Below are 20,331 nucleotides of genomic sequence, written 5' to 3' on the forward strand. Positions count from 1 at the left end.
CATCGACCGTCTCGTTGCCGTTATTCAGCACGTAGGTCCACTCGCCATTCGCATCCACACTGAACGTGCCGTATTCGCCCGCCGCATCGGTTTGCGCCTGGAACACGTTGTCTGTGTTGTCCACGTCGCTTGCGAACAAGGTGCCCGTCGCGGTGTTATCCGCCGCGTCTTCGGTCACGTCGCCTGCGACATCGCCTGTGATGTCCGCGCCGTCGTTCGCACCTTTGATGGTGATGGTCACCACCTGCGGTGTGCCGTCTTCCGATTTCACCGTGAAGGTTTCTGTCAGTGTATCGTCCACGTTCAACGCATCGACCGTCTCGTTGCCGTTATTCAGCACGTAGGTCCACTCGCCATTCGCATCCACACTGAACGTGCCGTATTCGCCCGCCGCATCGGTTTGCGCCTGGAACACGTTGTCTGTGTTGTCCACGTCGCTTGCGAACAAGGTGCCCGTCGCGGTGTTATCCGCCGCGTCTTCGGTCACGTCGCCTGCGACATCGCCTGTGATGTCCGCGCCGTCGTTCGCACCTTTGATGGTGATGGTCACCACCTGCGGTGTGCCGTCTTCCGATTTCACCGTGAAGGTTTCTGTCAGTGTATCGTCCACGTTCAACGCATCGACCGTCTCGTTGCCGTTATTCAGCACGTAGGTCCACTCGCCATTCGCATCCACACTGAACGTGCCGTATTCGCCCGCCGCATCGGTTTGCGCCTGGAACACGTTGTCTGTGTTGTCCACGTCGCTTGCGAACAAGGTGCCCGTCGCGGTGTTATCCGCCGCGTCTTCGGTCACGTCGCCTGCGACATCGCCTGTGATGTCCGCGCCGTCGTTCGCACCTTTGATGGTGATGGTCACCACCTGCGGTGTGCCGTCTTCCGATTTCACCGTGAAGGTTTCTGTCAGTGTATCGTCCACGTTCAACGCATCGACCGTCTCGTTGCCGTTATTCAGCACGTAGGTCCACTCGCCATTCGCATCCACACTGAACGTGCCGTATTCGCCCGCCGCATCGGTTTGCGCCTGGAACACGTTGTCTGTGTTGTCCACGTCGCTTGCGAACAAGGTGCCCGTCGCGGTGTTATCCGCCGCGTCTTCGGTCACGTCGCCTGCGACATCGCCTGTGATGTCCGCGCCGTCGTTCGCACCTTTGATGGTGATGGTCACCACCTGCGGTGTGCCGTCTTCCGATTTCACCGTGAAGGTTTCTGTCAGTGTATCGTCCACGTTCAACGCATCGACCGTCTCGTTGCCGTTATTCAGCACGTAGGTCCACTCGCCATTCGCATCCACACTGAACGTGCCGTATTCGCCCGCCGCATCGGTTTGCGCCTGGAACACGTTGTCTGTGTTGTCCACGTCGCTTGCGAACAAGGTGCCCGTCGCGGTGTTATCCGCCGCGTCTTCGGTCACGTCGCCTGCGACATCGCCTGTGATGTCCGCGCCGTCGTTCGCACCTTTGATGGTGATGGTCACCACCTGCGGTGTGCCGTCTTCCGATTTCACCGTGAAGGTTTCTGTCAGTGTATCGTCCACGTTCAACGCATCGACCGTCTCGTTGCCGTTATTCAGCACGTAGGTCCACTCGCCATTCGCATCCACACTGAACGTGCCGTATTCGCCCGCCGCATCGGTTTGCGCCTGGAACACGTTGTCTGTGTTGTCCACGTCGCTTGCGAACAAGGTGCCCGTCAAGCTCAACGCCGCATCGGTTTCAGAGGCCACGACCTCAGTGTCGCCTTCTATCGTCGCCGCATCGTTGGTGCCATTGATCGTCACTTTCACGACTTGCTCTGTGCCGTCTACCGACGTCACCGTGAAGCTTTCGACTTTGCTGTCGCCAACATTCATCTCATTGAACGCACTGTTCGCCACGAACGTCCACTCGCCGTTTTCCGCGATGCTGAACGTGCCGTAGCTGCCTTCTTTGCTTGTCGCTGTGAAGGTGTTGTCTGCGTTGTCCACGTCCGTCGCGGTCAAGGTGCCGGTCAAGCTCAACGCCGCATCGGTTTCAGAGGCCACGACCTCAGTATTGCCAATAGGGTCATTATTGCTATCAACAAAGGTAGAAAGATTATTAGATTGCTCAATCGAACGAAAGGCATCTAGCAGACTCAAGCTTTGAGTACGAGACATACCCAACGCTTCAAAGCCCGTTGTGACAAATTCGGTACCTGGGGTAGTTTCTTGACCATTTCGCTCAATGGTTGCACTGATACTTATACTCGAACCATTTTGACCAGCTTCAGTCGCAAACTCTTCGCCTAATTCGGTCGGGTCTTGACCTTCCTCTAAAGCCGCAAAGATATTTGCGATGTCTTGTTCAAGTTCAACTTCGCTGCCGTCTTCAGGTGAAAATCGTTTTATTGATATCTGAGATTCATTTGGGGACTCAAGAATTACATCCCCTGGTTGCAGAGACTCACCATCTTGTAGGACTCGAATCGTACCATCGAGTGAGATAACAATGCGCTGACCAAGTGCAAGTAAACTAACCAAATTCAATACTGTCACGTCCATATAATCCCCTAAAACCCACTTTTCATTAGCAACGTCAAACTTATGACATCTTATTTATAATATTAGTTAAAATATAACACTTAACAACGTATAATTCCTAGTTATGAATCTAGTATTTATCAAGCTAAGTGACAAGGTAATGACAGTGGTCACATCACACAATAATCAAAGTGCTCATATCAACGATATAAGCTATTGTGTTTACGGCAAATAATAGGTTTAAACACATAAGATTAATGCTCTCGATAACACCATAAAATGCGCATTAATCTGTTAACATTTTTACAACTATTTACGTTCACTAGGTTAGCGAACGTGATTTTTTTGGCGGTTCACCTAAAATTCATATATAACGATAGAAATTGAAGACTTAGGTGTGGGCTTAATTGTGGGGAGATGTAAATTGAATTGGGTTCAAAAAACAACATTGGGGTTAGCTATAAGTTTGAGCTTACCTGCGGCGGCGCAAACCTTAGAACAAGCCGTTGCGTTTACTCTAGAAGGTAATCCTGAAATTAAAAGTGCGTATAACGAATACGTGAGTAAACGTTACCTAAATGATGCTTCCGGTGGTGCTTACCGGCCGAGCATAGATTTGGATGGTGGAATTGGCTATGAGCATACGGATCTCGTCACTAACCAGAACACGACAGATCTGACTCGAAAGGAAGCGACGATTACTTTGACTCAGTTAATTTGGGATGGCGCAAATACTTCCAACGATATTGATCGTACCGCGGCTGATGCAGAATCTGTTCGTTACCAATTACTCTCTAACGCCCAAGATATCGCTCTAGAGGTAACCAAAATATACCTTGATGCTGTGAAAGCTTATGAAGTACTCACCCTTTCTGAAAACAACCTAGCAACACACAAGGATATCTACAGCGATATTAAAAAACGTGTCGAATCAGGTATTGGTTCTACAGCAGATATGTCCCAAGTAGAAGCTCGTATTGCTAAAGCTCATGGTAATTTACTCGCAGCGCAAAACAATTTGTTTGATACACATACTCAATTTAAGCGTATTGTTGGACAGTCACCTTTAGGTTTAGTGTTTCCGCGAGCGGACGCTGGAGCAATTCCTTACACCGTAGATGGCGCTCTTGCGAAAGCTTTTAACCAACACCCTGTAATCAAAATTGCACAAGCCGATGTGGACTCAGCTAAGTTCCAATATAAACAGTCTAAAAGCTCAAATTACCCGACCGTTTCTTTTGAAGCAGCTCAAACCTGGCGTGACGATGCTGGCGGTAATGAAGGTAGCAGCGATGAGTTTTCTGCTATGGTTCGTTTAAGGTACAACCTGTATAACGGTGGTTCAGACCAAGACCGTGCAGAAAGTGCAGCTTACCAACTCAACAAGGCCAAAGACCTTCGCGAGAGCACTTACCGTAATGTAGAAGAGAGTTTACGCCTCTCGTGGAGCGCTCTGGATTTAACCGTACAACAAAAAGAGTTCTTATCAGACCACGTAGACTCAGCATCAGATACGGTTATCTCTTACGAGAAGCAATACCGCATCGGTAAACGAACACTTCTGGATTTACTTAACACTGAGAATGAACTCTTTGAAGCTCGTAAAGGTTATTTAGATGCCAAGTATGATGAACAATATGCTAAATATCGGGTCATGAACGCGACCGGTAATTTGCTGACAGGTTTACGTGTCGATATCCCACAAGAATGGAATGAAAAGGTAGAATATTAATGAAGCTACTAAAAACTGTATTTCCGCTCTGTCTATTTGTTGCTTCCGCCAACATTTTAGCTGACACAAACGATGAAGAATTCGAATATCGAGCGCTCCCAGAGAGCGTGCAAAGTTACGATCTAGAAGACGATGACAACGATGGTGTTATCAACGCCCGTGATTTATGTATTGATACACAAATTGGCGCAGAGATAGATAATGATGGCTGTGGCTCTTATTTCGAGTCTACGGAGGAGAAAGAACTTCATATATTATTTGCCAACAACTCAACAGAAATTAATCCTGTTTTTCTTGGCCAAATCCGTCAAATGGCAGCGTTTTTAAAACGCTATGAAAGTACCACTATTCGCCTTCAAGGTTACGCCAGCAAAGTCGGAAATTCGGCTCATAACTTAGATCTATCTAAAAAACGAGCATCAAACGTAAGACGAGCTCTAATTAGCAACGGTATTCAACCATCTAGAGTGACTATTATTGGTTATGGGGATACCGTTTTCGATAGCGAGGGGACCAAAATCAGCCACGCATTAAACCGAAAAGTAGTTGCTTCCGTTGCTGGATTTAAAGGTAATATTAAAGAAGAATGGCATATCTTCACAAAACTTGGAAGGTAGTCACAACCCACGGTATCTAAGCTGAAACGTTATATAAGTAACGTTTCAGCTTTCTTATAATTCCTTGAACAGCATGTACCTAAGCCTTCTATAATGTTAATCTTGCCACGTTATCAACATAGAGATTTAATCCATGAGCAAACTAACAGCTGATACTCAAGCAAACCTAGAACTTTTCGTTTCAGAAACACAAGAGACAAAACTTGTATGGGGCCTTCGCAATGAAGAAGGTTGGCTAGCATGTGACTCAACTGAATTCGAAACTAGCGAAGTTATGCCATTTTGGTCATCAAAAGAAGATGCCCTCGCTCATAACGTAGAAGAGTGGGCCGACTTTGAAGTACTAGAAATTCCACTTGATATTTTTGTGGAAGATTGGTTACTGACTCTTGCTGAAGATGGTGTTCTTGTTGGTACTAACTGGAATGCAAGCTTAGAAGGTAAAGAACTAGAGCCTTCGGACCTAGCGAAATTATACATCTAATTTTCATTATAGGCCGTACGAGTGCGTACGGCCTATTTATCTTAAATAGATATCAACAAGTTAGAGACTTACCTCGCATAGTCCCCCACCGACACCCTTAAAAATTGAAGCAACATCAAACTAATTATAGAATATCGTTCTTTATTTGATTGATAGTTCATTGTGATACACTCCACTTTCATTGCCTTGCTGCTTTTCATTAGCTTTTATTCTTATAGCCAAATATCAACAGCAGATGAACTACATGATTCATCAATCCCCTCCTCCAATCTACATGAGACTCCCAATGCCGATTGGAATGCGCTTTATCTATCGACTCTGAAACACTCACCAGCACGTGCATTGAATATGCTCCAAACGCGCTACACTAACCTAAGTCATTTTGGAGATAAGCTCTACATATCATCCCTGTTATATCAATATATGATGCACAGAGGTCAGCCATTTTATGGTATGGACAACAAAGATAAGGAATATCAAGCCATTGAAGAAGCGTTTATTTTGGCTCTTACAAAGGATGCTCAAGGAGAAAATGAGCAAGCTCAAAAGATTTTTTTAACCTTACTGACGAAAATGCAGTCATGGAACGACCAAACTGGCCGTGCGCTATTGAAGTATCAGTTATGTCGTTCGTTAAACGAGCAAGCTAAGTATCATCAAGCAAACTACTATTGCTCAGCACTTAAAAATGCTTTGGAGCAGATAGAAGACCCTGTACTCCCTAAGTTCACTACTTATCGCGTAATCGCCAATAATCACCATTTCCGTAGTGATTATCAAGCTGCGTTAAATACCTACCTATCTTTGATCAATGTGTTTCCACAAGGGCATGATATTTCAGGAATCTATAACGATGTTGGTAATTTACTTAAAGAGCTAAAGCAATACGAAAAGTCGGCGCAGTACTTAGAGGAAGCGTTGACTCTCAGAGCTAATGCTTCTGATTTGATGAGAGCTCAAGTTCATCACAGCCTAGCTGACCTATACCTAAACCAAAGAAAAAACAGTTTAGCAATCGACCATTTTATAAAAGCAAAAACACTATTGGTTGCATCTTCTCATAACTACGGCATCGCTATGGCAAACTTAGGTTTAGGAAAAGCCTATACCCAAGCAAAAGAATATGATTTAGCCCAAAGCTACCTAGTCGAGTCTCTTTCAGCATCCAATGAACTCAATAATGATGTCATTCGAATTAATGCTTACCTTACAATAAGTGACATGTTCGAAGAACAACAACTAACAACAGAAGCACTTAATTATGCTCAACAAGCGCTAGAATTAGCCGAACAAGTCACAAGGCCCAAATATATTGCTCAAGCACTTCTTCAACTATCTGATATTGAGCAAACCCTCGAAGATTACAAACAGGCTTTCTATTTGTATCAACGATACACGGCTATAGAAATGGAAGCGCGAAACACAGACATCAGGTTAGCTTTTGAAGCGCTCGATCTTACTCACGCCAGATACGATCAAGAATTAAAACACTCACTCTTAACACATCAAACAAGACAAGACCGACTTTATATTGAAAAAATGGAACATCAACGGCGAGTGTACAATATCATTGTAATGGTGTTGCTATGCACAACAATCTTAACCATGTTAGTAAATAGAGCAATTCGAGCGAAGGCTACTATTGATGGCATGACAAAATCATACAACCGCACCGAGATAATACGCAGAATTAAGCAAATTAAACGTTGCCAAAGAACAAATAGGCAACATGTTCTTATTTTGCTCGACCTAGATAAGTTTAAGCAGATTAATGATGAATATGGTCACCCAACAGGTGACAGAGCACTCGTTTATGTGGGTAATCAAATAAGAAAGCATTTAGTAAAAGGTGAGTTATTTGGCCGCTTGGGCGGCGAAGAATTTCTTGTCATGCTGACCGACATCAAGCCTTCTGAGGTGCGTGAACGTGTAGAAGAACTGCATTATGCAATATCAAACAGTATCTTTCTGTCAGAAAGCAAAAAGCCACTTAATGTAACCGCGAGTTTTGCGTATCTAGCAACCTCAAACGCACTAAGTGACTTTGATGAGCTCTACTCTGTTCTTGACCAAGCGTTGTATCAAGCAAAGAGTAATGGTCGAAACTGTATCATTGATGCTTATAGCGAACCGATTGATCTACCTGAAGCTATTTATACTCCGTCTGTTTACGAACCAACTCAACCATAATGCTTTCACGGTCAGCTAAGTAGTCGTTAAGGCCAACTTTACGCAGTTCACACGCAGGACAATCGCCACAGCCATCACCGATAATACCGTTGTAGCAAGTCAGGGTTTTGTTACGAACAAGATCAAGTGCTGAATACTGGTCGGCCATCGCCCATGTTTCAGCTTTATTCAGCCACATTAATGGAGTTTTGATATCAAGCTTCTTGTCCATACCTTGTACAAGTGCCGAGTTCATCGCCTTCACAAAGTCATTACGGCAATCAGGGTAACCAGAAAAGTCTGTTTCACACACACCTGTAATCACGGTTTCAGCACCGATTTGGTAAGCGTAAATGCCCGCTAGAGTTAGGAATAGAATATTACGACCAGGAACGAATGAATTCGGCAGCCCATTCTCTTGCAGCTCATGAGACACAGGAATATCGTCACGAGTCAGAGAGCTGATAGCCAGTTCATTCAACAAAGTCACATCCATCACTTTGTGCGCTTTTACACCAAGCTCTTTCGACAATGACTCCGCAACTTCAATCTCGAGTCTATGACGCTGACCATAATCAAACGTAATAGCATGAACTTCATCATACTCTTTTAATGCCTGAACAAGACACGTTGTTGAGTCTTGACCACCACTGAATACTACCACTGCTTTTTTCATCTTAAATCCTTACGAGAACCTTCTACTAGCGACTTATCTTGCCCAGTAAAAATACAACCTATGCGATGCTCAAATATTTGTGAGTTTGTATTGATAAGTGCCAATTGCGCTCAATGCAGGTATCAATACAAAGTTGAGTAGCGCGGTCTTTTTGGCTGATTGGTTGCAGAGCGATAACAGTGTCACTAGCAACCGCAGCTCGCTCCAATAAACCGTCAAGTTGTTCGATGTCTTTGCTTGTGCCTACTGGATGCTTAATTTCGTTAGCACGTTGTAAAGCGCTATCTAAAATTTCCAGTTTCGCTTTCATCGCCACCTTCGGTGACACCGTAACCCAAGTATCCGGTGTGGCTTTAACTTCTGATGTTCCGCTAGTCTCAATCTGACAGCGACAACCGTGCTGCTCAAATGCTTCAGTAAGAGGAACAAGATCATAAATGCATGGCTCACCACCAGTAATCACAATGTGCTTAGCAGTGTAACCTTGCTTGATATATTCATTCACAATTCCTTGAGCATCAATTGCTGACCAAGTTGGTGAATCCTCTGTTTTAACCATGATGTTACCAAGACTAGTTTCATCTTTAGGTAATGCGTCCCAAGTCTGTTTGGTATCGCACCAAGAACAGCCTACAGGACAAACTTGCAGACGAACAAAAACAGCGGGAACGCCAGTAAACATGCCCTCACCCTGGATGGTTTCAAACATTTCATTAATCTTGTACAACTTTCCCTCTGCTTTATTATTTGATGAAATTAATCAACCGCAGACCTTAAAGCACTTACTCGTTTTGGTCAAACAAATGAATAGCGATAAATGAGTTGCTCAAACCCCTAGCCTGAAGTTTCAAGTTCCCTTATCCTTTCGTTCATTAGGTTTCGTTAAGCTTTAATTTTTAGTAAGGAACAACATGTACAAACTAATTGCTCTTGATATGGATGGGACACTACTCAACAGTAAAAAAGTAATTTCTCAAGAGAACAAAGACGCGATTGCCAAAGCTCGTGCTACCGGTGTGAAAGTCGTTCTGGCTTCTGGTCGCCCTTTAGAAGGCATGCAGAGTAAGTTAGATGAACTTTCAATCAATGGCGACGATGACTTTGTGCTCTTCTACAATGGCTGTATGGTTCAGAACGTTTCAACAAAAGAGCTCATCCATAGCGAGATCAGTAATGGTAAAGCAGCGAAAGAGGTCGCGGTATTGGCTGAACAACTTGGTGGCTATGTTCATGCTTTCAGCAAGGTTCATGGTTTGATTACTCCAGAGAATAATGAGTACACAAGTATTGAAGCGCGTATTAACGGCTTAGACATAACCGAACTCGACTTCTCTCAACTGGAAGACGATCATGAAATTATAAAAACTATGATTGTAGCTGAACCAACGAAATTGACTGAAATCATAAGCAACTTACCTCAGCAGCTTAAGAATCAGTTCACTATCGTGCAAAGTGCCCCCTTCTTCTTAGAATTTCTTAACCCGAACTCAAACAAAGGTGTCGGTATCGAAGCCATTGCTAAGCACTTGGGTATTGCAGCAGAAGAAGTGATCTGTATGGGTGATGCAGAGAACGATCATCACATGCTTAATTTTGCTGGCCTTGGCATTGCAATGGACAACGCAATGGAGGAGACCAAGAAGTTAGCTGACTACATAACAGCAAGCAATGACGACCACGGTGTAGCCGTCGCGATTGAAAAATTTATCTTCAACTCGTAAACGTTAGATAAACCCTTAGGCTTTATCTATCTCGCCCTAAAACATCTTGAGATAAAGAAGGCTGTGCAGTGCACAGCCTTCTTTTATTTAACAAGAGTGGTTTAACTATTTCCGAGCCCAAGGCAGACGAAACGCCACTACACCAAATAAAATCAAGATTGGAAAACGTAACGTCTCAACAATAAAAGAAGCGATACCACTAAAAGAGACAAAGCTCCCCGCCCAACTGATCAGCAAATTACCAGCAAGTAGTATCACAATGACCCCAATCACGACCTTAAATGAGAACTGACCGACCAAAGGTTTTGAGTCTGTTAATGTTACAAGGCAAGCAATTGTCATCAAAATCGCCACCCAGAATGAGAATGTTGGTAATGGCCAGATAACCGTAAGTACGATTGATAACAGGCACAAGCCCCACCAAACACCTTTAGAGCTCAATAACACACTAATATCAACATCAGGTTTCGCGTCTAATCTCACAATATGCCACGTTGTTAAGGCTCCCAATACGCCGCCAATCAAAACATCACTAAAGAAAGCACTGCCTGAATAAGACTTAAACAGCATTATCCAAAGTAGACCAACGACCACAATCACTATCGACTTTTGTTCAAACAAACACTTTAGTTTCCAAAATACTAATAAGCTTAAACTGACCCATAGGGCAGCTAACAAACTTGGAAAACTATACCCACTGCTCAGCACCAGTTTCAATGTTGGTAAATAGGCGTGCGGAGGTGGAAAACCAAAGCCTTGGTGCGCAATTAAAGTAAGCAGTGTTACTGATATCAACGTGAAACCAAACTTCAACGCAAAATTACGGCCAAAATACCAAGCTATCAACGGCAGGATAATGATGAAAACCCAGGGCTTTGCGAGTAAGTCAGTCAAAAGTGCCGTACTAGAAAACACACTCGGCAAATTATCGAACATGTTTTGAAGTGAAACAATCCAGTTCAGTTCAACTTGGTGAACTTTCGGCGCAGCGCCCACTAGCTCAGTCACATAAGTCACTGGCTGCTCCTTCGCGGAAAGAAACAGCTCGTTAATCTCAGACCACTGTTCTGGGTAACGGTATTGGTTTGCTTCCAACTCATTAGGAGGAAGCAACATCGCTCTGCTAACCTCGACTCCATAGTGAGGAGCAAACCAGACAGGAAGTTCAAAGCCACCTAGCTCATTTTGAGCTCGATAACTGACCACTTCAGAATCAGAGACGCAGTCAAACACAACGGCGCTATCGGTGTAACCCAGCACATCACCAACAGTAACGGACAAACCGGCCTCTTCCCAAGTTTCACGTTGCGCTGCGATAGCTGGAGGCTCACCAGAAACAACAGTGCCACCCGGCAGAGATAATCGCCCTGTGATCAGTTCATCAACCAACACGATTTGGTTATCAGCACGCACTACACACAAGGCACCCGCGACATGATCAGGCAAGGTGTTGCTAGCCCAAGCGGAAGTAGTACTCAAAAGAGAAAAAATAAGAACTAATAAATATCGAATAACCAACAAATTTACCTAAAAATAAAAGCTGAAAATACAGAATACTCTAGTGTAATCCTACACAACGAAGACTGCTGTCTATGTTTCGTGCAAAGACTTTCTCATCCATTGAATATGAGGAGTGAACCCCATTTTTTGATAGAAATCCTTGGCAGGTGAATTAAAATCCCAAACCTCGACAAAAACCTGCGTCACGCCATAGTCCTCAAAAGTCGACTCAACACGACTAAACAGCATTTTCGCCACCTTCAGTTTACGATATTCCGGCAAAACAAAAAGCTCGTCGACACTGCCCATCTGTACCGGTTTACTCACAGTTGAGATAAGCTCACAAAAATGCCCCGAGATAAAACCAATAATCAGTCCCCCTTTTAATGCCACGTACACCAAGCACTCAGGGTTATCCAAATATCGTGCGATACTCTTTTCCTGCTCTATTTCTTCAGCCGTTTTAAAATGCTCAGGACATGCAATATGATGATGTTGGTGAAGATCAAACATCAACTCATTAAGTTGCTCTAGATCGGTGTGCTTTGCTGCCCTTAGGGTGACATTCATGACGAGTACGCTTCTCAAACCAAATTAGTATTTAAATTAAGTCTAGTTTACTTGCAGTCAGTATCTATACAAGTAATTGAATTAATTCATTGTTTGAACGGCACGTTTAGATACAAAAATGGCCACATTATTGTGACCATAAGTTGATATTTTGATTCAAACCTATTTGCCTAACTTCTTAGCAATTTCAGTTAAGCTGGTAGGATCGTCAATCGTCGAAGGCACCACATATTGTTCACCTTCTGCAATTTGTCGGATGGTTCTGCGTAAGATCTTGCCTGAGCGTGTCTTAGGTAGTCTCTCAACAACCAAGGCTTGCTTAAAACAGGCGACCGCGCCAATCTCATTGCGAACCTTGCCAACCAACTCCGCTTGTAACTCAATACCATCGACTTTTACGCCATCTTTCAGCACAACTAAACCAAGAGGTAGCTGCCCTTTTAAGTCATCATGAATCCCGACTACCGCACATTCTGCAATAGCAGGGTGACCACCCACGATTTCTTCCATTTCTCCCGTCGATAGACGGTGTCCCGCTACGTTTATCACATCGTCGATACGGCCCATGATAAATAGATACCCATCTTCATCGAGATAACCACCATCACCCGAAACGTAATAGCCTGGGAATTGGCTCAGATAGCCAGATTCAAATCGATCATGATTACGCCAAACCGTTGGCAGACAACCGGGTGGTAGTGGACGTTTAAGGGCCACAAAACCTTGTTGATTAGGCTGAGCTACTCCACCGAGTTCATTGAGAATCTCCACTTGGTAACCCGGAACAGGTTTAGTGGAAGAGCCCGCTTTCACTGGTAAAGATTCTAACCCTGTTGGATTGGCGGAAATGGCCCAGCCTGTTTCTGTTTGCCACCAATGATCGATAACTGGTTTATTGGTATGAGACTCAACCCAGTCCAATGTTGGCGGGTCTAAACGCTCTCCCGCCATAAAAATCGACTTGAGCGATGATAAGTCATACTTGGTGAGCAACTCGCCTTTTGGATCTTCTTTCTTAATGGCTCTAAATGCCGTTGGAGCAGAAAACAATACATCGACTTTGTATTCTTCACACACACGCCAGAATGCGCCGGGGTCTGGTGTTCTGACTGGCTTGCCTTCAAACAGAATCGTGGTACAGCCATGAATCAGTGGTGCGTACACAATATAAGAATGCCCAACCACCCAACCCACATCGGAAGCCGCCCAAAACACACCATCTTGCGGCATATCATAGATAGTACTCATCGAGTATTTCATTGCGACCGCGTGACCGCCATTATCGCGGACAACCCCTTTCGGCTTCCCTGTCGTACCCGAGGTATAGAGGATATATAACGGGTCGGTTGCCAAAACAGGCACACACTCATGAGGCTCAATACCAGCCACCGCTTGTTGCCAAAGTACATCGCGTTCATTGTTCAACTCGGCTAGAGACTGCTCTCTTTGGAATACCACCACTTTCTCAGGTTTCCAACGGCTGTCCATGATCGCGCGGTCAACCATCGGTTTATAAGGTAGAACCTTGTTGATTTCGATACCACATGAAGCCGTAATCAAGACTTTGGGTTCGGCATCTTCAATTCGAACCGCAAGCTCATGCGGAGCAAATCCGCCGAACACCACAGAGTGCACTGCGCCTAACCGAGCACAGGCTAGCATTGCCATTGCCGCTTCAGGAATCATTGGCATGTAGATAACCACACGATCGCCTTTGATTACACCCTGTTGAGCCAACATACCCGCTGTCTTAGCCACTTGTTCACGAAGCTCATTGTAGGTGTAAAACGACTTGATACCCGTGACTGGCGAATCATAGATCAGCGCAACCTTATCACCACGGCCATTTTCACAATGATAATCCAACGCCAACCAACAAGTATTCATCACCCCATCAGGAAACCAGCGTTCAATACCGTTATCGTCAGTTTGTAATATCGTTTTTGGAGACTCAAACCAATCAATGGCTTGTGATTGTGTTTCCCAAAATGAATTTGGGTCTTCCCTCGCCCATTGATACTCGGTGATGTAATCCGTTTTTCTAGTCATTCGATTCGTAGCAGACATAGTGCCTCCTCCATGATTTATCCATTTCCCAAGCGGCTAGCCTTTGGCAGTAGCACTTGGTTGCACTCTTTTCTCAGCGTTGTTTTCGGAACATTTAACCGCTCACGACAATCGCTTTACTTGGGAAAAGGCACACGAATGGCACCTTCCATAATCACTCGGGCACTACGGCTCATGATCGCCCTTTCTATTTTCCAACCGCTTTCGGTCTGCAAAGCTTTAGCACCCACCTTCAAGATTCCTGATGGATGACCAAAGGTCACAAAGTCACGAGAGCTTCCTCCCGCCGCTAAATTCACTAAAGTCCCCGGGACACTTGCGGCTGAAGCAATCGCAACCGCTGCTGTGCCCATCATGGCGTGATGCAGTTGCCCCATAGACAAAGCTCGTATCAGAACGTCAGTATCATCCGCAGCAACCAACTTGCCACTTGAAGCTTGATACGCTTGAGGCTTAGCAACAAAGGCGACTTTAGGTGTGTGTTGGCGAGATTCAGCTTGTTCTAACGAATCAATAAGCCCCATCGCAACGGCGCCATGTGCTCGTATGGATTCAAACAGAGCCAAAGCTTTGGTATCACTATTGATATCTGATTGAAGTTCAGTGCCTTGGTAACCAACCGATTCAGCATCAACAAAAATGGTGGGTATCCCAGCATTAATGTATGTCGCTTTGATGCAACCCAAATCTGGAACATCTAAAAAATCGACAATATTCCCTGTTGGGAACATAGAGCCACTCGCATCGGCTGGGTCTAGAAAATCGACTTGGATCTCAGCAGCAGGGAAAGTTACACCATCGAGCTCAAAGTCACCCAACTCTTGGACTTCACCACCAGCGATAGGTACATGAACAATAATGGTTTTCTCTATGTTCACTTGCCATACTCGCACCTCGACCACGCCGTTTTCTGGAATACGATTCGAGTCGACTAGGCCACTATGAATAGCAAATGGGCCCACTGCAGCAGACAGATTGCCGCAGTTACCGCTCCAATCAACGAACGGCTTGTCTATCGCCACTTGACCAAAGAGATAATCAACATCGTGATTGGCCTTACTGCTTTTCGAAACAATCACGGTTTTACTGGTACTGGATGTTGCACCACCCATACCATCGGTTTGCTTACCATAAGGATCTGGGCTGCCAATCACACGCAGAAGGAATTCGTCTCTCGCAGATCCCGCAACTTGCGCCGCTTCTGGCAAGTCATTCAAGCAAAAGAAAACACCTTTACTGGTCCCTCCGCGCATATAAGTTGCCGGGACTTTTATCTGTTTAATGTCCATCACAGGCTCCTATTGCGCGAGAAAGTCTTTGGCGAAACGTTGCAACACGCCACCAGCGCTATACACGTTCACTTCGTCTGCAGTGTCTAGTCGGCAGGTTACTGGCACATCAAGCTTTTCACCGCTTTTACGAGTGATTACCAACGCCAAATCTGAACCCGCTTGGATGTCGCCATACACATCGTAAAGCTCAGTGCCATCGAGTTGTAAGGTGTTGCGATCCGTTCCCTCTTTGAATTGCAAAGGCAAAACGCCCATACCGACTAAATTGGTCCTGTGGATTCGCTCAAAGCCTTCAGCAACAATCACTTCAACACCCGCTAAGCGAACTCCTTTGGCCGCCCAATCGCGTGATGAGCCTTGCCCATAGTCTGCGCCAGCCACAACAATCAAAGGTTGTTTACGGTTCATGTAGGTCTCTATCGCTTCCCACATGCGAGTTACTTGTCCCTCAGGCTCAACTCGTGCTAATGAACCCTGTACCACGCTTCCTGATTCCTTGACCATTTCATTGAACAGTTTCGGGTTAGCAAAGGTCGCTCTTTGTGCCGTAAGATGATCGCCTCGGTGAGTCGCGTACGAGTTAAAGTCCTCTTCTGGAACGTCCATTTTTGCGAGGTATTCACCTGCCGCACTTGAAGCTAGAATCGCATTTGATGGAGATAAATGATCGGTCGTGATGTTGTCACCCAGAATAGCCAAAGGCCTCATACCAGATAAGCTTCGCTCTCCCGCAAGAGCCCCTTCCCAATAAGGTGGTCTGCGAATATAGGTACTTTGAGGTCGCCAGTCATAAAGCGGTTCAGTCGTTACCTGCTCCTCGTCTGGCTGGAACATTTTTACGTAAATTTGTTGGAATTGCTGAGGCTTAACATGCTCACCGACAACGGCATCGATCTCCGCATCACTCGGCCATAAATCACTTAAGTAGATTGGCTTGCCGTTGCTGTCAGTGCCTAAGCTGTCTTTCTCGATATCAAAGCGAATCGTGCCAGCCAAGGCATAAGCAACCACCAATGGCGGTGATGCTAAAAACGCTTGTTTGGCATAGGGATGGATTCGACCATCAAAGTTTCGATTCCCTGACAACACAGCGGTTGAGTACAGGTCGCGGTCGATGATCTCTTGTTGGATTGTAGGATCCAACGCCCCACTCATTCCGTTACAGGTAGTACACGCATAACCCACGATACCGAAGCCTAATTGTTCCAGCTCAGGTAGCAAACCTGCCGACTCAAGATAGAGCTTGGCAACTTTAGAGCCCGGCGCAAATGATGTTTTCACCCACGGCTTACGAACTAATCCAAGTTGATTGGCTTTCTTAGCCACCAATGCCGCGGCGACCACGTTTCTTGGATTACTGGTGTTAGTACAAGAGGTAATTGCTGCGATGATTACGGCACCATCAGGCATTTGATCATCGCTGTACTGCTTAGCATGCTGCTCTTTCCAAGATGTTTGACTGATGCCTTGCTGAGCCAGTTCTCTGGTTGGCAAACGACGATGTGGGTTAGACGGCCCTGCAAGATTGCGCTCAACCTTCGATAAATCAAACTCTAATACACGTTCGTATTGAGCAGAATCGAGATCGTCAGCCCATAGCCCGGTTTGTTTAGCGTAGCGTTCAACTAATTCAACCTGCTCAGGCTCTCGACCTGTGAGTTTCAGGTATTGAATGGTCTGCTCATCGATGTAAAACATACCGGCTGTTGCGCCATACTCTGGCGTCATGTTGGAGATGGTTGCGCGGTCACCAATGGTCAGCGCACGAGCCCCTTCACCAAAGAATTCCAAATAGCTTGAAACCACTCTCTCATTGCGAAGGAACTCTGTAATTGCGAGCACAATATCCGTTGCGGTTATCCCTTCTTGTCGTTGACCCGTCAGTTTAACACCCACAATATCAGGCAAGCGCATCATTGACGGACGACCGAGCATCACTGTCTCAGCTTCCAAGCCGCCGACTCCAATGGCAATGACACCTAGCGCATCAACGTGAGGAGTGTGGCTATCGGTACCAACACAAGTATCAGGAAACGCGATGCCTTCTTTAGATTGAATAACCGGAGACATCTTCTCCAAGTTAATCTGGTGCATGATCCCGTTCCCCGCTGGAATCACACTGACGTTCTTAAATGCGGTTTTACACCATTCTATAAAGTGAAAACGGTCTTCGTTTCTGCGCTCTTCAATCGCTCGGTTTTTATCAAACGCTTCGCTATCAAAGCCTGCGTGTTCCACTGCCAGAGAGTGATCAACAATCAGTTGGGTTTCAACAACGGGGTTCACCTTGGCAGGGTCTCCGCCTTGGTCAGCAATCGCGTCTCTTAATCCAGCCAAATCTACTAGGGCTGTTTGACCAAGAATGTCATGACATACAACGCGCGCAGGATACCAAGGAAAATCTAAGTCGCTCTTGCGTTCAATGATCTGTTTTAAGCTGTCTTCAAGGGTTTCAGGATCACAGCGTCTTACTAATTGCTCTGCCAACACTCGCGACGTATAAGGCAAGGTTTTATAAGCGCCCGGGGATATTGCTTCTACCGCTTCGCAAGCGTCGAAATATTCTAAGCCCGTACCCGGTAAAACCTTTCGATACTTGCTTTCATCAAGCTCTTGGTTTCTTTGAAGTTTTACATCAGACATACATCCACCATTACCTGTTAAATTCTATTCGTTGTTTCTTGAGGCCTTGTCGTATGAAGACGGAAGTCACCTCAGACATAAGTCGGCTCGTTATAGAGGGCTAACGTAGATGAATAGGTAGCCAGTCTTGATGCTCTGGTCCGGTATAGTCTGCACTTGGACGAATGATGCGATTGTTTTCTCTTTGTTCGAACACGTGTGCCGTCCAACCTGTGAGGCGGCTCATCACAAAGATTGGTGTAAACAGTTTGGTTGGGATGTCCATGAAGTGATAAGCCGACGCATGGAAGAAATCAGCATTACAGAACAGCCCTTTCTCGCGTTTCATTACCGCTTCAACACGCTCAGAAACCGCGTAAAGCTGCTTACCTCCCACCTCTTGAGCAAGCTCTTTTGACCAACGCTTGATTAGAGCATTTCGTGGGTCGCTTTCACGATAAATGGCATGACCGAAGCCCATGATCTTGTCTTTGTTAGCAAGCATATTCATGATGTTCGTTTCCGCTTCATCGGCGGTTTGCCAATCTTGGATCATTTCCATCGCCGCTTCATTTGCTCCACCGTGCAATGGGCCTCGCAGTGTGCCAATCGCTGCGGTGACACAAGAATGGATATCTGACAACGTTGATGCACACACACGAGCCGCAAAGGTTGAAGCATTAAACTCATGTTCCGCGTAAAGGGTTAGCGAGCAGTGCATCACCTTCTTATGAAGTTCACTAGGTGTTTTATCCGTTAGCATCTTCAGGAAGTAGCCACCTAAACACTCTTCACTTTGATCTTCAGTATCAATTCGCACACCATCATGGCTAAAGCGGTACCAATAACAAATAATGGCAGGGAAAAGCGCAAGCATGCGTTCGGTCGCAGACAGTTGTTCAGAAAAATCAGTCTCTTGCTCTAAATTACCTAGCATTGAACAACCCGTTCTCATGACATCCATAGGATGAGCGTCTGCTGGAATAAGCTCTAGTGCTGCTTTCAAAGGTTGAGGCAACCCGCGCAGACCAATCAACAACGTTTTGTAATCGTCTAGCTCTTTTTCACTGGGTAAATGACCTCTTAGTAGTAGATGCGCCACTTCTTCGAACTGAGCATGATTAGCAAGATCGGTAATATCATAACCACGGTAGGTTAAACCGGTTCCTGATTTTCCGACCGTACATAGCGCTGTGGTTCCCGCACTCTGGCCACGTAGACCAGCACCACCGATTGCAGGTGCGCTGGCTGTTTTTTCGCTTTGTTGGTGGTTTTCTGTTGAAGCCTTATCGACAGCTGCTTTATCACTCAAAGATACAGACATGGTGAACTCCTTTTCTGTGTTAGTCGCCTGCACTCTTTGGTGCTGCCTGTTTATGTGTCCGATGATCTTTATCATCGGTACTGGATATGGCGACCAACCATTTCACGTTATTGGATTAAGTTGATTTTTGATTAATTGAAACCGGTTTACCCTTCGCTTGAAAACAACTGATCAAGCTTGTTCTCGTAGTCGTGGTAATTCAGGTGTTCGTAAAGCTCTTTACGGGTTTGCATCGAATCCAACAGAGCTTCTTGATTACCCTCAACTAACAAATGCTTGTAAACATTCTCCGCCGCTTTGTTCATCGCACGGAACGCGCTCAATGGGTAAAGCACCATGTCGACACTTGATTGGGCTAACTCGCTACAGTTGTAGAGTGGTGTTTGGCCAAACTCAGTGATGTTCGCAAGAATAGGCACGTGCTTACCCGTTGCCGATTTCAGCGCCGCCGAGAACTTCACGTATTGATCGAGTTGATTCATCGCCTCAGGGAAAATCATGTCAGCACCCGCTTCAACACACGCAATAGCTCGTTCAATCGCACTGTCAATGCCTTCAACCGCCAATGCATCGGTACGAGCCATAATCACAAAGCTGTCATCGGTTCTAGCATCGGTTGCCGCTTTGACTCTATCGACCATCTCTTGTTGGCTCACAATCGCTTTATTTGGTCGATGACCACAGCGTTTCTGAGCGACTTGATCTTCCATGTGAATTGCAGCCGCGCCCGCTTTTTCCATCGCTCGGATGGTACGTGCAATATTAAATGCGCCACCAAATCCCGTATCGATATCCACCAGCAATGGCAGGTCACACGCGTTGGTAATACGTTCAACATCCACCAACACATCGTTCAATGTCGTAATACCTAAATCAGGCAAACCATAAGACGCATTGGCGATGCCTCCACCCGACAAATAGATCGCCTGATGCCCCAAGTTCTTTGCCATCATCGCGCAATACGGATTCACCGTGCCGACGATCTGCAATGGGTCGTTGTCTTGCACAGCTTGTCGGAACTTAGCTCCTGCTGATAACTTCATAATGACGCTCCCTG

At 45.6% G+C, this 20,331-nt stretch carries 15 protein-coding genes (1 of these 15 only partly in view); 5 read left to right on the forward strand and 10 right to left on the reverse strand.

The genetic code is table 11. From position 1 onward, the window contains the following. Positions 1-2,521 carry the beginning of a VCBS domain-containing protein gene (locus OCV24_RS07930; RefSeq protein ID WP_261878785.1) on the reverse strand. The gene continues 25,175 nt to the left of window position 1, outside the view, so the window shows 2,521 of its 27,696 coding nt (coding positions 1-2,521); its start codon is at positions 2,519-2,521; its stop codon lies beyond the left edge, outside the window. A 403-nt stretch (positions 2,522-2,924) separates the two neighbouring features. Between OCV24_RS07930 and OCV24_RS07935 the strand changes: the two genes are divergently transcribed. The 4 genes from OCV24_RS07935 (at position 2,925) to OCV24_RS07950 (ending at position 7,523) form a co-directional block, all read left to right on the forward strand. Continuing rightward, the gene (locus OCV24_RS07935; RefSeq protein ID WP_017055262.1) at positions 2,925-4,232 is read left to right on the forward strand and encodes a TolC family outer membrane protein; all 1,308 of its coding nucleotides are present in this window, start codon (positions 2,925-2,927) and stop codon (positions 4,230-4,232) included. Continuing rightward, positions 4,232-4,849, forward strand: a complete 618-nt coding sequence (locus OCV24_RS07940; protein WP_146441934.1) for an OmpA family protein — start codon at positions 4,232-4,234, stop codon at positions 4,847-4,849. Before OCV24_RS07935 ends, OCV24_RS07940 begins: the two co-directional genes overlap by 1 nt. Before the next feature lie 133 nt (positions 4,850-4,982). Beyond that, positions 4,983-5,333: a DUF2750 domain-containing protein gene (locus OCV24_RS07945; RefSeq protein ID WP_017055260.1), complete on the forward strand. Its 351-nt coding sequence runs from the start codon at positions 4,983-4,985 to the stop codon at positions 5,331-5,333. Positions 5,334-5,495: 162 nt separating this feature from the next. Continuing rightward, positions 5,496-7,523 carry a tetratricopeptide repeat-containing diguanylate cyclase gene (locus OCV24_RS07950; protein WP_150877985.1) on the forward strand — a complete coding sequence of 676 codons (2,028 nt, stop codon included), beginning with the start codon at positions 5,496-5,498 and terminating at the stop codon, positions 7,521-7,523. Here the strand turns inward: OCV24_RS07950 and queC are convergent. Both queC and queE read right to left on the reverse strand, forming a co-directional pair. Further along, on the reverse strand, positions 7,483-8,178 hold the full coding sequence (queC, locus tag OCV24_RS07955) for a 7-cyano-7-deazaguanine synthase QueC (RefSeq protein WP_017055258.1): 696 nt from the start codon (positions 8,176-8,178) through the stop codon (positions 7,483-7,485). The genes OCV24_RS07950 and queC overlap by 41 nt on opposite strands. A gap of 58 nt (positions 8,179-8,236) precedes the next feature. Next, the gene (gene queE / locus OCV24_RS07960) at positions 8,237-8,905 is read right to left on the reverse strand and encodes a 7-carboxy-7-deazaguanine synthase QueE (RefSeq protein WP_315972772.1); all 669 of its coding nucleotides are present in this window, start codon (positions 8,903-8,905) and stop codon (positions 8,237-8,239) included. Positions 8,906-9,089: 184 nt separating this feature from the next. Here queE and OCV24_RS07965 point away from each other — a divergent pair, with 184 nt between their 5' ends. Next, positions 9,090-9,899, forward strand: a complete 810-nt coding sequence (locus tag OCV24_RS07965) for a Cof-type HAD-IIB family hydrolase (RefSeq protein ID WP_046222893.1) — start codon at positions 9,090-9,092, stop codon at positions 9,897-9,899. A 105-nt stretch (positions 9,900-10,004) separates the two neighbouring features. Here the strand turns inward: OCV24_RS07965 and OCV24_RS07970 are convergent, their stop codons facing one another. From OCV24_RS07970 to prpB, 7 genes are all read right to left on the reverse strand, one after another. Then, complete coding sequence (locus OCV24_RS07970; protein ID WP_136979297.1) at positions 10,005-11,417, reverse strand: bifunctional NUDIX hydrolase/phosphatase PAP2 family protein; 1,413 nt, start codon at positions 11,415-11,417, stop codon at positions 10,005-10,007. A 72-nt stretch (positions 11,418-11,489) separates the two neighbouring features. Continuing rightward, positions 11,490-11,969 carry a GNAT family N-acetyltransferase gene (locus OCV24_RS07975; protein WP_017055254.1) on the reverse strand — a complete coding sequence of 160 codons (480 nt, stop codon included), beginning with the start codon at positions 11,967-11,969 and terminating at the stop codon, positions 11,490-11,492. 162 nt (positions 11,970-12,131) lie between these two features. Further along, positions 12,132-14,036: a propionyl-CoA synthetase gene (locus tag OCV24_RS07980; RefSeq protein ID WP_150877981.1), complete on the reverse strand. Its 1,905-nt coding sequence runs from the start codon at positions 14,034-14,036 to the stop codon at positions 12,132-12,134. Between the two features lie 116 nt (positions 14,037-14,152). Next, the gene (gene prpF / locus OCV24_RS07985; protein WP_150877979.1) at positions 14,153-15,325 is read right to left on the reverse strand and encodes a 2-methylaconitate cis-trans isomerase PrpF; all 1,173 of its coding nucleotides are present in this window, start codon (positions 15,323-15,325) and stop codon (positions 14,153-14,155) included. A gap of 9 nt (positions 15,326-15,334) precedes the next feature. After that, positions 15,335-17,971 carry a Fe/S-dependent 2-methylisocitrate dehydratase AcnD gene (gene acnD, locus OCV24_RS07990; protein WP_150877977.1) on the reverse strand — a complete coding sequence of 879 codons (2,637 nt, stop codon included), beginning with the start codon at positions 17,969-17,971 and terminating at the stop codon, positions 15,335-15,337. A gap of 100 nt (positions 17,972-18,071) precedes the next feature. Continuing rightward, positions 18,072-19,274 carry a bifunctional 2-methylcitrate synthase/citrate synthase gene (gene prpC / locus OCV24_RS07995; protein ID WP_150877974.1) on the reverse strand — a complete coding sequence of 401 codons (1,203 nt, stop codon included), beginning with the start codon at positions 19,272-19,274 and terminating at the stop codon, positions 18,072-18,074. 146 nt (positions 19,275-19,420) lie between these two features. After that, on the reverse strand, positions 19,421-20,317 hold the full coding sequence (gene prpB / locus OCV24_RS08000) for a methylisocitrate lyase (protein WP_150877972.1): 897 nt from the start codon (positions 20,315-20,317) through the stop codon (positions 19,421-19,423). Positions 20,318-20,331: the final 14 nt, after the last annotated feature.

The sequence above is a fragment of the Vibrio kanaloae genome (assembly GCF_024347535.1).
GTDB classification, from domain to species: Bacteria; Pseudomonadota; Gammaproteobacteria; order Enterobacterales; family Vibrionaceae; genus Vibrio; species Vibrio kanaloae.

Coding starts and splice junctions, on each gene's coding strand:
- prpC (WP_150877974.1), bottom strand. CDS start 19,274: ATGTCTGTATCTTTGAGTGATAAAGCAGCTGTCGATAAGGCTTCAACA.
- OCV24_RS07940 (WP_146441934.1), top strand. CDS start 4,232: ATGAAGCTACTAAAAACTGTATTTCCGCTCTGTCTATTTGTTGCTTCC.
- OCV24_RS07945 (WP_017055260.1), top strand. CDS start 4,983: ATGAGCAAACTAACAGCTGATACTCAAGCAAACCTAGAACTTTTCGTT.
- queC (WP_017055258.1), bottom strand. CDS start 8,178: ATGAAAAAAGCAGTGGTAGTATTCAGTGGTGGTCAAGACTCAACAACG.
- OCV24_RS07965 (WP_046222893.1), top strand. CDS start 9,090: ATGTACAAACTAATTGCTCTTGATATGGATGGGACACTACTCAACAGT.
- OCV24_RS07975 (WP_017055254.1), bottom strand. CDS start 11,969: ATGAATGTCACCCTAAGGGCAGCAAAGCACACCGATCTAGAGCAACTT.
- acnD (WP_150877977.1), bottom strand. CDS start 17,971: ATGTCTGATGTAAAACTTCAAAGAAACCAAGAGCTTGATGAAAGCAAG.
- OCV24_RS07980 (WP_150877981.1), bottom strand. CDS start 14,036: ATGTCTGCTACGAATCGAATGACTAGAAAAACGGATTACATCACCGAG.
- prpF (WP_150877979.1), bottom strand. CDS start 15,325: ATGGACATTAAACAGATAAAAGTCCCGGCAACTTATATGCGCGGAGGG.
- prpB (WP_150877972.1), bottom strand. CDS start 20,317: ATGAAGTTATCAGCAGGAGCTAAGTTCCGACAAGCTGTGCAAGACAAC.